At 57.0% G+C, this 14,067-nt stretch carries 13 protein-coding genes; 7 read left to right on the top strand and 6 right to left on the bottom strand.

Translation table 11 applies throughout. The features are described 5' to 3' along the window. Positions 1–9: 9 nt before the first annotated feature. The 4 genes from gatA (at position 10) to G565_RS0103580 (ending at position 6,353) form a co-directional block, all read left to right on the top strand. Positions 10–1,458, top strand: coding sequence for an Asp-tRNA(Asn)/Glu-tRNA(Gln) amidotransferase subunit GatA (gatA, locus tag G565_RS0103565; protein WP_028669734.1), 1,449 nt, complete (start codon positions 10–12; stop codon positions 1,456–1,458). Positions 1,459–1,553: 95 nt separating this feature from the next. Next, positions 1,554–2,987 (top strand): Asp-tRNA(Asn)/Glu-tRNA(Gln) amidotransferase subunit GatB, encoded by a 1,434-nt coding sequence (gene gatB / locus G565_RS0103570; RefSeq protein WP_028669735.1) that lies wholly within the window; start codon positions 1,554–1,556, stop codon positions 2,985–2,987. A gap of 247 nt (positions 2,988–3,234) precedes the next feature. After that, the gene (locus G565_RS25755; RefSeq protein ID WP_051207258.1) at positions 3,235–5,238 is read left to right on the top strand and encodes a methyl-accepting chemotaxis protein; all 2,004 of its coding nucleotides are present in this window, start codon (positions 3,235–3,237) and stop codon (positions 5,236–5,238) included. Between the two features lie 89 nt (positions 5,239–5,327). Further along, positions 5,328–6,353, top strand: coding sequence for a serine hydrolase domain-containing protein (locus G565_RS0103580; RefSeq protein ID WP_028669736.1), 1,026 nt, complete (start codon positions 5,328–5,330; stop codon positions 6,351–6,353). A 108-nt stretch (positions 6,354–6,461) separates the two neighbouring features. On the opposite strand, the gene G565_RS0103585 is transcribed toward G565_RS0103580, so the two are convergent. Next, complete coding sequence (locus G565_RS0103585) at positions 6,462–8,138, bottom strand: methyl-accepting chemotaxis protein (RefSeq protein ID WP_051207260.1); 1,677 nt, start codon at positions 8,136–8,138, stop codon at positions 6,462–6,464. Positions 8,139–8,415: 277 nt separating this feature from the next. On the opposite strand from G565_RS0103585, the gene G565_RS0103590 reads away from it, so the two are divergent. From G565_RS0103590 to G565_RS0103600, 3 genes are all read left to right on the top strand, one after another. Then, on the top strand, positions 8,416–8,919 hold the full coding sequence (locus G565_RS0103590) for a polysaccharide deacetylase family protein (protein WP_028669738.1): 504 nt from the start codon (positions 8,416–8,418) through the stop codon (positions 8,917–8,919). Positions 8,920–8,928: 9 nt separating this feature from the next. Next, the gene (locus tag G565_RS0103595) at positions 8,929–9,423 is read left to right on the top strand and encodes a hypothetical protein (RefSeq protein WP_028669739.1); all 495 of its coding nucleotides are present in this window, start codon (positions 8,929–8,931) and stop codon (positions 9,421–9,423) included. A 219-nt stretch (positions 9,424–9,642) separates the two neighbouring features. Next, complete coding sequence (locus G565_RS0103600) at positions 9,643–10,566, top strand: dienelactone hydrolase family protein (RefSeq protein WP_245584113.1); 924 nt, start codon at positions 9,643–9,645, stop codon at positions 10,564–10,566. A gap of 9 nt (positions 10,567–10,575) precedes the next feature. On the opposite strand, the gene G565_RS0103605 is transcribed toward G565_RS0103600, so the two are convergent. From G565_RS0103605 to grxD, 5 genes are all read right to left on the bottom strand, one after another. Further along, positions 10,576–10,884 carry an AzlD family protein gene (locus G565_RS0103605; protein WP_037337438.1) on the bottom strand — a complete coding sequence of 103 codons (309 nt, stop codon included), beginning with the start codon at positions 10,882–10,884 and terminating at the stop codon, positions 10,576–10,578. Continuing rightward, entirely contained in the window at positions 10,881–11,618 is a 738-nt protein-coding gene (locus tag G565_RS0103610) for an AzlC family ABC transporter permease (RefSeq protein WP_028669742.1), read from the bottom strand. Before G565_RS0103610 ends, G565_RS0103605 begins: the two co-directional genes overlap by 4 nt. Before the next feature lie 112 nt (positions 11,619–11,730). Then, positions 11,731–12,309, bottom strand: a complete 579-nt coding sequence (locus G565_RS0103615; RefSeq protein ID WP_084649201.1) for a YqgE/AlgH family protein — start codon at positions 12,307–12,309, stop codon at positions 11,731–11,733. Between the two features lie 198 nt (positions 12,310–12,507). Beyond that, the gene (locus tag G565_RS0103620; protein WP_037337441.1) at positions 12,508–13,275 is read right to left on the bottom strand and encodes a HesA/MoeB/ThiF family protein; all 768 of its coding nucleotides are present in this window, start codon (positions 13,273–13,275) and stop codon (positions 12,508–12,510) included. A gap of 74 nt (positions 13,276–13,349) precedes the next feature. Beyond that, positions 13,350–13,682: a Grx4 family monothiol glutaredoxin gene (gene grxD, locus G565_RS0103625; protein ID WP_028669745.1), complete on the bottom strand. Its 333-nt coding sequence runs from the start codon at positions 13,680–13,682 to the stop codon at positions 13,350–13,352. Between the last annotated feature and the right edge of the window lie 385 nt (positions 13,683–14,067).

Raw genomic sequence — 14,067 nt, forward strand, 5'->3', positions numbered from 1 at the left:
AGACCCGACATGCTAGATAAAACACTGACCCAACTGTCCGCCGGTCTGGCCCGGGGTGACTTCAGCAGCGTTGAATTGACCCAGGCTTATCTGGAGCGCATCCGGTCCCACAACGCCGACCTGAACGCCTACATTACCGTCACCGACGAGATTGCCCTGGCTCAGGCGGCCAGGGCCGACGAGCAACGCGCGGCTGGTAATGCGAATCCGCTGACCGGCCTGCCCATTGCCCACAAAGATATTTTTTGCACGGAAGGTGTGCGCACCAGCTGCGGCTCGCGCATGCTCGATAACTTCATTGCCCCTTATGAGTCCACCGTAACAGCCCGCCTGGGCAGTGCGGGTGCCGTCATGCTCGGCAAAACCAACCTCGACGAATTTGCGATGGGTTCCTCCACTGAATCCAGCTACTACGGGCCCACCCGCAACCCCTGGAACCGGGAAACGGTGCCAGGCGGCTCTTCAGGTGGGTCTGCTACCGCTGTAGCCGCACGGTTGGCCGCAGCAGCCACAGGAACCGATACCGGCGGCTCCATTCGCCAGCCAGCGGCGTTCACCGGTATTACTGGCCTGAAACCGACCTATGGTCGGGTATCCCGCTGGGGCATGATCGCTTATGGATCCTCCCTCGATTGTGGCGGCCCCATGACTCAAACCGCCGAAGATGCAGCGCTGATGCTCAACACCATCGCCGGTTTCGACCCCAAAGATTCCACCAGCATGGATCGCCCGGTCGACGACTATAAGGCGCGCCTGAACGAGCCGCTGGCAGGCTTGCGTATTGGCCTGCCCAAAGAGTATTTCGGCGATGGTCTGAATGAAGGCATTCGTGCCGCGGTCATGGCCGCTGTCAGCGAGCTGGAAAAACTCGGGGCCACCGTAAAAGAGATCTCCCTGCCGCGCACCGAGCTGTCGATACCGGCCTATTACATCATTGCCCCGGCCGAAGCCTCGACCAACCTGTCACGCTACGACGGCGTTCGCTATGGCTACCGGTGTCAGGACCCGGTGGATCTCGAAGATCTGTACAAACGCAGCCGCGCCGAAGGCTTTGGCGCGGAAGTACAGCGTCGCATTCTGGTCGGCACCTATGCATTGTCGGCTGGCTACTACGATGCCTATTACAAAAAGGCCCAGCAGCTGCGTCGCCTGATCCGGGATGACTTCCAGACCGGTTTCCGGGAAGTCGATGTGATACTCGCCCCCACCACGCCCTCACCGGCCTGGACACTGGGTGAGAAAAGCAATGACCCGGTTGCCATGTATCTGGAAGACATCTATACCCTGTCGACCAACCTGGCAGGTCTGCCTGCTCTGGCCCTGCCCTGTGGCCAGGTTTCGGGACTACCGGTCGGCCTGCAGTTGATCGGAAATTATTTCGAGGAAAGCCACCTGTTAAATATTGGCCACCAGTACCAACAGGCGACCAACTGGCACCAGCAGTCACCGGTACTCTGAGACCGGCGCACTGACACTCGACAGACAGACAACACTCCGTTAAACGCAAGTGAGCAGCGGGCCCCAGTGCCCGCCGCCAGCAGAGGACCCAAAACATGGAATGGGAAACCGTAATCGGGCTGGAAATACACGTTCAGCTGTCGACCCGGTCGAAAATATTTTCCGGCTCCAGCACCCAGTATGGTGCCGAGCCCAACACTCAGGCCAGCCTGGTGGACCTGGCCATGCCCGGCGCCTTACCGGTGTTCAACGAGAATGCACTGCGCAAGGCGGTGGCCTTTGGCCTGGCAATCGATGCCCACATCGGTAAACGCTCAGTGTTCGACCGCAAAAACTATTTTTACCCGGACTCACCCAAGGGCTACCAGATTACCCAGATGGATGAACCCATTGTTGGCCTGGGCGAAGTCGACATCGTGCTCGACGACGGTAGTACCCGTACCATTGGCGTCACCCGTGCTCACCTTGAAGAAGATGCCGGCAAGTCCCTGCATGAAGACTTCGAAGGCATGACCGGTATTGACCTCAACCGGGCCGGGACACCCCTGCTGGAAATCGTCTCCGAACCGGACCTGCGCTCGGCAAAAGAAGCCGTGGCTTACCTGAAGAAGATTCACAGCATCGTCACCTACATTGGCATTTCCGATGGCAACATGGCCGAAGGCAGCTTGCGCTGTGATGCCAACGTATCCATTCGGCCGAAAGGCCAGACTGAATTCGGCACCCGGACCGAGATCAAGAACATCAACTCGTTCAAGTTTGTCGAAAAAGCGATCAACGTTGAAGTTCAGCGCCACATCGACGTCATTGAAGACGGTGGCACCATCACTCAGGAAACCCGGCTTTACGACGCAGACAAGAACGAAACCCGCAGTATGCGCTCGAAAGAGTTTGCCAATGACTACCGTTACTTCCCGGAGCCAGACCTGTTACCGGTCGAAATCGACGACGCTTACATTCAGGATGTGCGCGACCACTTGCCCGAGTTGCCGGATGCAAAGATCGAACGGTTCAAAGCCGACTACAGCCTGTCTGACTACGACGCAACGGTACTGGCCGCCAGCCGTGCCATGGCCGACTATTTTGAAGCCGTGGTCGATGTGTCCAAAGACGCCAAACTGGCAGCCAACTGGTGCATGGGAGAACTGGCCGGCCAGTTGAACCGGTATGAGCAGGAGATTTCCGACAGCCCGGTATCCGCAGCCGACCTCGGCCTGCTGATCCAACGCATCCAGGACAACACCGTCTCCAACAAGATCGCCAAAACGGTTTTCGAAGCCATGTTTCGGGGTGAAGGCTCGGCCGACGAGATCATCGAGGCTCAGGGTTTGAAGCAAGTCAGCGATTCAGGGGCGATTGAAGCGATGATTGACGAGGTCATTGCCGCCAACCCCGGACAGGTGGCTGATTACCGCAGTGGTAAAGACAAACTGTTCGGATTTTTTGTCGGCCAGGTCATGAAAGCCTCCAAGGGCCAGGCCAACCCGGCTCAGGTCAACGACATACTGAAAAGCAAGCTGCAAGGCTAAGCTGTCAAAGCCTGATCACCCTGGCCAGGGTGATCAGGCGTACCTCGCCTCCTGCCCCCGGTTCGATTCATTTAAGCCCCCACCGCACTTAACACTTTGGCCATGTGGCCGATACGATAATTAGCCGGGTCACCCAAATTGTCACAGAACAATAACTGACCGATCGATCAAATACCGGCATAATCACAGGTCTCACTCAAACAACAGTGCCCGGCCCCAACTGGCCCGGCGGTTTTGGATCCAGACTATGAAGCTGTCCCTGATTGCCCGGGTTATCGCCGGTTTTACCACCTTACTGATTTTGTTCTCGATGATTACGCTCTATTCGCTGGTCGTCGAAAACCGCCTGGCCGGGCAATTGGAACTGACCTCCGGCCAACTGGGGCCCCTGCTGGATGATACCAACCGCCTGCGCAACACCCTTCAAGAGGCCAACCGCGCTGTCATACTGCACGCCAATGCTGACGGTGCCGAGCGCCGATCCATGTTGGAAAGCCAATTCACTAACGCGCGATCCGGCTACGACAGCCTGTTTCAAAGCCTGATACAACGGCTTGAAGCCTACCCGGACCTCAGCGGTCAACTCGCCGCCAGCCAGGCATTGGCAGATGACCTCTTCGTAACCGGTAACGATCACCTGGCACTGCAGAACCAGCGGGTTCAAACCCGCAGGAACGCGCTTGAGCAAGCCCAGCAATTTGATGACGAGTGGATCTTTTTCGCCGGCGATCTGAATGCCATTGGCTCCAGGGCTGCCGCTCAGGGGGATTCCGGCCTGCAATGGGAAATCGACTATATCATCGCTCAGGCAGAAGGCGCCCAGGCCTATTTACAACGGGCGCTGGCGATCAACTCCTCAGAAAGGATGGGTCAGATTGAATCCCAGCTGAACACCACTCTGGAACAACTGAATGCCAAGGCTGACGCGATCGAAACGAATTTCACTCAGTACGCCAGTGACACGAACGACTACATTGATCTGCTGCGTACCGCCATTGGTGGTGAAGCCGGGCTGTTTCAAAGCCATAAACGGTACGTTGAGCTGAATGATCGCAGCACTGCAGTGCTGGACACACTGAACAACACCATGGATGCCAACCTCGCTGCGCTGGATAACCTGGTCGGCGCAACCCGCAGCTTGTCAGCACAAGCGACCCGGGAAGGAAACGCCATGGCCAGCCGGGCGATAGCCATTACACTGGGCTTGCTGGTTATCGCTCTGATCATTTCGGTATTCATCGGGTTTTCCATTGTTCGCTCCATACGCAAACCCATGGCCGAGACACTGACGGTTCTCGACCAGTTAGCTCAGGGTGAGCTTGGCGAGCGCATCAGACACACCTCAACCGATGAAATAGGACAAATAGCCGGCAACGTCAATGCCCTGGCAGACCGGCTAAGCGATGTGATTCGCGACATCCGGACATCGTCAGAGCAGGTTGCCGAGCTGTCGGCCAGTACCTCGGAAGTCAGCGCAACCACTCGAACCAGCGTTGAACAACAGCAAGAGCAGACCCACTCCGTAGCTACCGCCATAACCGAAATGGAAAGCGCTATTCAGGAAGTCGCCGCCAATGCGGAACGCTCGCGGTCCGAAGTCTCTGAAGTGACTGAATCGGCCGAGCAGAACATGGCCAGCATGCAGCAGAACATCGATTCCGCCCGGCAATTAAACGACTCTCAGGCACACGCCAAAACCGTCATTGAGACCCTGCGAGATGAAAGCCAGCAGATTGGCACCATTCTCGATGTCATCCAGGCCATAGCCGAGCAAACCAACCTGCTGGCGCTGAATGCGGCCATTGAAGCAGCACGTGCTGGCGAGCAGGGCCGGGGTTTCGCCGTCGTCGCCGACGAAGTGAGGACTCTGGCGAACCGGTCACAGCAGTCTGCCAACGACATTCGCGTGATGATCGACCGGCTGCAGCAGCAATCCGAGCAAGCGGTCGCCATCGTGTCGAGCAACCAGTCGCTGGCGCAAGCCTCGGCCAGTCAGTCTCAGCAAACCGGCGATTCTCTGGCCGCCATGGTGAAACGACTGGCGGATATTAACGACATGAGCCAGTCGATCGCCACCGCGTCGGAAGAACAAAGTGCCGTGGCCCGGGAGGTCACGGAAAATGTTGTGCATATTTCAGATATGGCAGAATCCCTGGCAGAGACAGCCCGCCAAGCCGCGGACAACAGCCAGCAACTGCGCGAACTGGCTCGTCACCAAACGGCACTGGTCGGTCGGTTTCATCTGTCTTGACCCTATGCACCGGTAGCCAGCATCGGCGCTACTGAACCGAAGCGAGGGCGACCTGCGTATCATCAGGCCACGTGTTACAGGAATACTGCATGCAACTGACGTCACTCCCGGCTCGTTCTCCCGTCCATACTCTGGCAGCCGCTGTCATCGTATTGCTGGTGTCATCACCGGCTCATGCCGTTGACATGGAATCGCTCAGAGCCGGCTTGCAAGCCGGCACCCGGCCACTCTCCACCCTGAAAACCATTCACATCGCCCATCGGGGCGAGGTGATCTGGGCCGAAGCCTACAACGGGGCTAGCCTTTCCGCGTCAACCAACATCAAGTCGGCGTCTAAAACACTGGTGGCTACTCTGGTGGGCATAGCAATCGACAAAGGTCTGCTCGACGGTGTCGATCAGCCCATTGCCCCCTTGCTGCGAGATCAGCTTCCGGACGATCCGGATCCGCGCCTGAGCGAGATTACCATTGGGCACCTGTTGTCCATGCAAGCAGGACTGGAACGCACTTCCGGGCGCAACTACGGAGCCTGGGTGGTCAGCGACAACTGGGTTCGCAATGCTCTCGCCCGCCCCTTTGTCGAAGAGCCCGGCGGTGACATGCAGTATTCAACCGGCAGTACGCACTTGTTGTCCGCCATTCTGATGCGCGAGTCAGGAGAGTCCACACACGTCCTGGCTAACCGCTGGTTGGCGCCCGCCGGCGTTCGTGTAGACAGCTGGTTAAAGGACCCTCAGGGCATTCCCATGGGTGGCAACCAGGTCGGGATGACGCCCGAATCCCTGCTCGCGCTGGGTGAACTCTATCGCCGGGACGGCCAGACCGCCAATGGCGACCAACTCTTGTCCCAGGATTGGATCGACGCCAGTTGGGAGAGACGCACCCAATCGAGATTTCATCGCGGCGGCTACGGCTATGGCTGGTTTATCCAGTCGTTTTCCGGCGTTGACGGCTACTATGGCTGGGGTTATGGCGGCCAGATGATTTACGTATTGCCTGAATTGGAGCTGACCATCGCCATCACCTCCGAAGAGAATGAACCGTCCGGTCGCAGCGGTTATCGCGATCGCCTGCATCGACTGGTCAGTCAGCATATAGTGCCTGCAGTCCGGTAGCCGCAGCGATATCACCCTCGTCAACGTTGCCATCAACAAAAAAGCGACTGTCCAAATGGATCAGTCGCTTTTATTCATACACATGCCTTTTATCAATACCGCTGCATTTTACCGCTTGCGGTTATCATGCGGCACCTGGAACACTTCAACTTCACCTTCCAGCTCCGTCGCCAAACCGCTCAGTATCGTCACCGCATTCTGGTTTGCCTGCAGTGCCAGAATCGACTTGGCGGACGACTCACTGACGCCTTCCATCGAGGCGACAAGCTCATTAATGTCACCAACCTGCACTCGAATCACCTCAACAATCTGACGCACTTTTTTCAGTGAATCATTGGCCTGATTATCAATGGCCGTGAGCACTTCATTGGACGACTCACTCAGGTTCAGACCGTTCTCAATCTGAGGCAATGTAGACTCCATTGCGCTCACTGAGGCCTGAGTTTCCTTACGGATCTGGCCGAGCATGGATTCTATCTGCCCGGTGGCGTCGCCGGTGCGCTGTGCCAGAGTGCGCACCTCATCTGCTACGACTGCAAAGCCCCGGCCTGACTCACCGGCACGGGCCGCTTCAATGGCCGCATTCAGTGCCAGCAGATTCGTCTGTTCGGAAATGCCGTTGATCACCCCGGCAATATTCGCAATCTCTCCAGTGCGTGCCTCGAGCTGGCGAATCTGGTCGACGGCGGCATGAACCACGTCCGACACCTTGCGAATCTCGACGGCCGTTTCAGCAATCAGCCGGCGGCCGGCTTCGGACTGCTCCACCGTTTGCGATGAGTTTTCTTCGGTATCTTCCAGCAATTCAGCGGTATGCAGCACGCTCTGGCGCATGGTTTCCAGTCGATTTCCGGCATCGGTGGTCGATTCGCCCTGCTGTTCAGCCATCGACAGAGCATCCCGGGACTCGCGGGACAACACAACCGCCTCTTTACCCAGTTGCTTCGAGGCATCAACAATGTTGGTCACCACTTCGCCCAGTCGGTCCTGCATCAATTGCACCGAATGCAACACACTGCCCTCCGGTGATTTGCGGATCGACTGGCTCAGATCGCCTTCCTGCACCCTTGCCAGGATGTCGGCCACTTCACGGGGCTCTCCACCCAGAGACACTCTGAGGCTGCGCTCGATCAATACCGCCAGAACAATACCAAACACAATGGCCAGGGCCGTCAATAACAGCATAAAGGCCGTAAAACCGGCGGCACCCTCGCGAATATCGTCTGTGATAGCCTGACTCTGCGCTTCCTGATAATCGATGAACGCATTGATCGAGGCCAGCCAGTCAATAAACGCCGGCTTGGCTTCGGCCAGCATCAGGCGCTCTGCCGCTTCACGTTGCCCTGCCTGACGCAGCCCGATCACCTCCTCGATCAGTGGTTCAGTGCGTTGTTCCACTGCCTGAATGCGAGACAGTAACTGGCGCTCACTGGCTGAAACATTCTGTCCACTATTGAGCAACCGATTCAGCGGTCCGGCACTGTCCTGATAAAAACCTTCCAACCGTTCAATAATAGCGATTTCTTCATTCAGTGCAGCGGTATTCGGTGCAAGCACCACATCGCGAATGGCAATGGCCCGATCGTGCACGCTGCCCCGAAAATTAATGGCGTAGCGCTGCTTCACTGAGTTCTGGTCAGTAATGGCAGTCAGCCCCTGATCAATGGTTTGAACGTTGCGCACACCGATCATGGTGATCGCCAGCATCACCGCCAGCACCAACCCAAACCCTATGACCAAACGCCTTCGAACTGACATCTGGGAGAACAGCTTAATCAATCCCATTTTTTTACACCCTCACGGTTTACATGCTTTTTTGACTGCAACGACGAAAAACCGTGACAATCAATTGACTTTTTTATCGATCCACAAAAGTTCGACAAAGACTAAGACACTCTTACGAACCTGATCCAGTTCCCGACCACTCCCGGATCAATAAAAATGTGAACGTCTTTTATCCTGACTCTGGACATCAGGCACCTGGCAGTCCTGCACGGGATTGCTGGCAATTAATCACAGGCCGGCGATAATCCCCGTCTTACGTTCAAAGGAGTGAAATACGATGTTCCAACCCATCATTAAAAGCTGGCTTCTGGCCGCGACACTGTTGTCCCCGGGCATGGTGCTGGCCGAACCGAACTGGAAAGTCCGCATCGATCCGTTACTGGCCGTCGCTGACTTCCCCAACCTCGAAATCGACAGAGCAATCAGCCCCACGGTGTCACTCGGAGCCGGTATCTGGCATCACGATGGCGACTGGTTTTCCTATGAGCGCACCACCTCGCTGGGGGTGCGACTCGACTGGTTTGACCGGGGCGTATTTACACCCGGCTGGCACAGCAACGTCATCACCCGGGCCGATTTCAACGACAACGGCATTGCCCGCCTGCGACTAAAGGGCACCCAGACCTACCAGTGGGTGTGGTCCGACTTTCTGTTTAATACTGGCATTGGCCTCCAGTTCGTCGCTGACACCGACAACTCGGCAACCAGCAGCGACAATGGTTTCGGCTCCGATGGCTGGGTTTACCCGGCCTGGGAACTGTCTATTGGCCGCGCCTTTTAAGGAGTTTTTATGATGACCATTCACACCCCAATGCTAGCGATTTTAGCCGCAGTGATCACCGGCCCGGCTCTGGCCGACGACATCGTCAACATTCGCACCAACCCGTTGATGGTGTTTGGCAGCTTCGTCAACCTGGAAGTCGATATCAGACTGGGACAACACCACTCTCTGGGCCCTGCGCTGACGGTCAGCGGCATTGAGCCGGCCTTTGAAGCTGGCCTGAACTACACCTATTTCGAGCAGGCAGCCTTTCAAACCGGCTGGCAATGGACACTGTTTGCTCTCGCCGGACAAGAGGTTATCGGCTACAACTCCGATGAGGTGAGCGGTGATGAATACGATACCGACTGGATTTACAAAGCGGGCGTTACACCCGGATACCTGTGGCGCTGGGAAACGTTCAATGTGTCAGCAGGGTTAGGGGTGCATGCCCTCTATCAGGCCGACAGTGACCGGACATCTGTGCACTCCGACCTGCTGTTCAGCATTGGCTGGGCACGTTGAGCCATACCCCGTTGGGCGGTTGAAATTCAGAGAATTCCAACCGCCCGATGAATTTACACAGTCCGGAGCAACCCCACTTTATTGAGTGGCTATCATCTGTTGAGTCGTCGCAGTCGTACAAAAAACGATCATACCCATTATCAGCGCTGTACATGATCGACCGACCCGACAACACAAAAGAATAGACTACCGATGTGATGACTCCAGGGAGAGCACAACATGACTCAGACACCGACCCATCCGCCAGTAACCAACATGAATGCCCGAAGTCAGGCCACTCCGCAGCAAGCTTTCGACTGGTACGACCAATACGCTCACGGGCTGATTGACCGGCGAACCTTTATGAACCGGCTGATGACCTTATCGGCCGGTGGCGTCGCGCTGAGCACCCTGACAGCAGCACTGATGCCCAACTACGCCGAAGCAGAGCAAGTCTCGTTTAACGATCCGGATATCAAAGCCACCTACACAGCGTTTCCATCACCCGAAGGGCATGGCGAAGGCCAGGGCTACCTCGTGGTACCCTCCAACCTCGACGGCCAGGCGCCGGTTGTGCTGGTGATCCATGAGAATCGGGGGCTCAACCCCTATATAGAAGATGTTGCCCGCAGACTGGCTAAAGCCGGCTTTATCGCCTTTGCTCCGGATGCCCTCCACCCTCTGGGCGGCTACCCGGGCAACGACGACGAAGGCCGCAGTATGCAAAGCTCGCTGGATTCGGCAAAAATGGAAGCAGACTTCATCGCTGCGGCAGACTTCCTGAAAAACCATGAGCTGTCGACCGGCAAGCTCGGCGCCGTGGGCTTCTGCTATGGGGGCTATGTCGTCAATATGCTGGCCGCGCGCATTCCGGACCAGTTGGACGCAGGCGTCCCTTTTTACGGCACCCCGGCAGCGCAAGTCCTTCGGGATCAGGTACGGGCGCCGCTGTTGCTGCAATTTGCGGAACTGGACGACCGGGTGAACGCTTCCTGGCCGGATTATGAAGCCACACTGCGCAACAATGGTGTGGACTACACGGCGCACATCTACCCGCAGACGAACCACGGTTTTCACAACGATTCCACCGCCCGTTACGACGAAGCGGCTGCGGAATTGGCCTGGGAACGCTCTGTGGCGTTCTTCAACACCCATCTTGGCTGATCCGGCAGATTACATCAGGTAGCGCCAACCGGCCGCTACCGCAATGCCGGCCGCTATGGCCGGCATTGGCCGGCGCAGGGCCAGCATAACCCCGGCCGTTGCCAGCAACGCCATGCGCGCCGCTACATCCCCCTCAACCGCCACCGGTACCAGAATGGCGATCAGTACTGAACCGGACATGGCGTTAATAAAGCTCTCGACGCGCGGGTTGATCGGCACGACCGACATCACCAGCACGCCGCCGAAACGGGTTATCAGGGTGACTGCCGCCATCAGCAGTATGACCATCAGGCCATTAATTCCGTCGGTTGCCATCATGATTCAGAGGCCTCCTGCGGCTTGGCCGGTTGCTGATCAAGCCAGAACAGCCCGACCAGACCACCACCGACGGCCCCAACCACCACGTGCGTATTTTCAGGCAAGTAGATATAGGCTAGCCAGCCAGTCAGTGCGGCAACGCACCAGACCACCACTATGCGCAGACTCTTGCGTCCGCCAAACACCATCGACAACATGAAACAACCCATCACCATATCGAGCCCAAAGAGGGCCGGATTGGCAATGAGGTTACCGAAGGTCATGCCGAGCAGGGTACCGCCCATCCAGGTGACCCAGATTGCGACACCGCCACCGACCAGCATGCCGAGGTTCGGCTTGCCCTGCTGGCAATCGTTCAACGTCATCGCCCAATTGGCATCGGACATAACCAGCAGGGAACCATATCGCTGGCCCGCCGGCACCTGTTTCAGCCAGGGGTAGAGGCTAGCGCCCATCAGCAAAAGACGGGCATTAATGGCAAAGGTAGTGACCAGCAGAGGAAAAACGGGGATCTGGTTACCCCACAGTTCCAATGCGGCAAATTGAGCCGTTCCGGCAAAGACAGCGAAACTCATAAAGACGATCTGAACCGGCGACAGCCCGGTTTGCACCGCTGCCAAACCATAGGCCAGGCCAAACACCACAACAAACATCGACAGCGGCAACAGGCGCCAGAAGCCTTGCCCGATACTGGCCAGAGTCAGGCCGGGCATGGCGGGAACAGCGGTGGTCATGATAACTCCGGTAAGCAGTGTTTATTGCCTCATTGAACCAGCTTGAGTGTCCCGGGCCAAGGTACTGCAGGAACGCAGTTCAACATGCACTGTAAAGCCAAATGGGCAGATCTCAGGCTTGTCCACCACTGTCGCTGAGGAAAGTTTTGTCGATACCCAGTCGGCGCAGCGCCGCATCGTAACGGGTCTCCAGGCCTTCATCGAAGATCAGCGTCAGGTCACCGGGAACCGTCAGCCAGGCATTGCCTTTCAACTCGCCTTCCAGTTGACCGGGAGACCAGCCAGAACACCCGAGACAGACCAGGTAATCTTCCGGCCCGGCACCCCGGGCGATGGCTTGCAGGATATCCGGGCTGGTGGTGATACTCAGGTGGCCGTTATTGACCGTACTGCTCCAGGGGCCTTCGTTGGAGCGATGAATGATAAAGCCATGCTCGGGCATGACCGGGCCTCCGGAATAAACCGGGCGATCAAGCAATTCTTCGATGTTGCACTCGATATCGAGCGATTCAAAGACTTCACCCAGGGTCATGGAGGTCAGCCGATTGATCACCAGGCCCATGCACCCTTCGTCATCGTGCTGGAACAGGTATGAAACGGTGCCGGTAAACCAGGGGTCGTTCATATCGGGCATGGCCACGATGAACTGATGGCTCAAACCGGTGTCATTATGAAAGAGGGTGTCCATCATGGTACTCCTGTAACACTGAAACGGTGGTCTAACGGCGCAATACCGCCGACCTGTCAGGTCGGGGAAGCCATTCGGTCAACACACAGTCAAGCGCATGTTCCGGTGGCGGAAGGAAACCTCGTATAACCCTGGGTCACCCATAGAATAGTAAGTTATTGCCGGGCTTGCACGACCGGACTCTGCACAAGGCAAGTGTCGTTAGCGCTGCTGGCATACCGGGCAGTCGGGCAGCCGTTTGAACCGGAATCGCTGCCAACTGAGGTCGCTCGCGTCCAGCGTCATCAACACGCCCACCAACGGCTCACCAAACCCGGCCAACAGCTTCAGGGTTTCAACAGCCTGTACCGAGCCGATCATGCCAACCACCGGACCAAGAACGCCCGCTGTGGCGCAGCTGGCTTCGTCATCCAGCCCATCCGGAAACAAGCAACTGAAACAGGGGCTGTCATCACGCCGGAAATCAAACACGCTGACCTGCCCCGACAACCCTATGGCCGCACCCGAGACGAGGGGAATCCCCAGGGCCATGCATGCCCGGTTAGCCGCATAACGACTGCTGAAATTATCGGTCCCGATAACAACGACATCGCAACCCCGAGCCCAGCCAAGCATGCTGGCTTCATCAAGATGACTGTCGATCTCGGTAACGACCACATCGGAATTCAGTTCAGCCAAGTTCGCCCGCGCGCTGGCGGTCTTCTTTTCGCCCACGCTACCTGTGCGATGCACAATCTGCCGCTGCAGATTGGTTTCATCGACCGAATCGCCGTCAGCAATCAAAATCTCGCCAACACCCGCCGCTGCCAGATACAACAATATCGGACTGCCCAGCCCACCCGCGCCCAAAACCAGCACCCGACTGTTCACAATGCGCTGTTGACCGGCGATATCGACCTGCGGCAACAAAATATGCCGGCTGTAGCGCAGGAGTTGGTGGTCAGTCAGATCTTTCGGTGGCTGGGTCATAGGCAGGGTTTCTTGTCAGGGCGGTATAGCGGGTCACCAAACCGGTCACCCGCGAGCCGTTCAAGCGACGTTGATCAGGCTTCTTCTTCGCCCGGAACCACTTCGTCGATCAGCGATTTTAACTCACCCTTCTGGTGCATGTCGGTGATGATGTCGCAACCACCGACCAATTCACCGTTAACCCACAGTTGCGGAAAGGTCGGCCAGTTGGCGTATTTCGGCAATTCGGCGCGGATATCCGGGTTGGACAGCACGTCAACATAGGCGAACTTCTTGCCGCAGCTCATCACCGCTTGCACAGTCTGGGCAGAAAACCCGCACATCGGCTGATTCGGGTTGCCTTTCATGTACAACAATACCGGGTTGGATTCGATTTGCTCTTTGATGTTTGCCAGGGTGTCGGTCATGGTTTCATCCCACAGGTTGCTTCAGATGTCGCTATTGTACGCCAATCCTGTTGAATCGACAGGGGATGACTTGGCAATAACTACTGCACCCTTAGTTAGGGTCATATTAATGGTTTTCAATTGCCGGACACTCGACAATGAGGCTGACAACAAATGCCATTTGAACATCAATCGCGCGCAGCCTGCTAACCAACTCGTAGGAGGCCAGTCCCCTGGGCGACAGGAAGGATCCGGGCCGGTGACGGTAATCATCGCCAAAAGGTCCGTATCACCGGTTGGCTATTCTCCCTGTCACCCAGAGGACGCTGAGATGGTCTCCTCCCCCGCCCATTGGGCTCGGCGTCATATTGCGCCATCATGGTGGGTGAGACATCCAACTCATGAC

Origin of the sequence: Saccharospirillum impatiens DSM 12546 (assembly GCF_000423605.1) — a bacterium.
In the GTDB taxonomy this organism is placed as follows: Bacteria; Pseudomonadota; Gammaproteobacteria; order Pseudomonadales; family Natronospirillaceae; genus Saccharospirillum; species Saccharospirillum impatiens.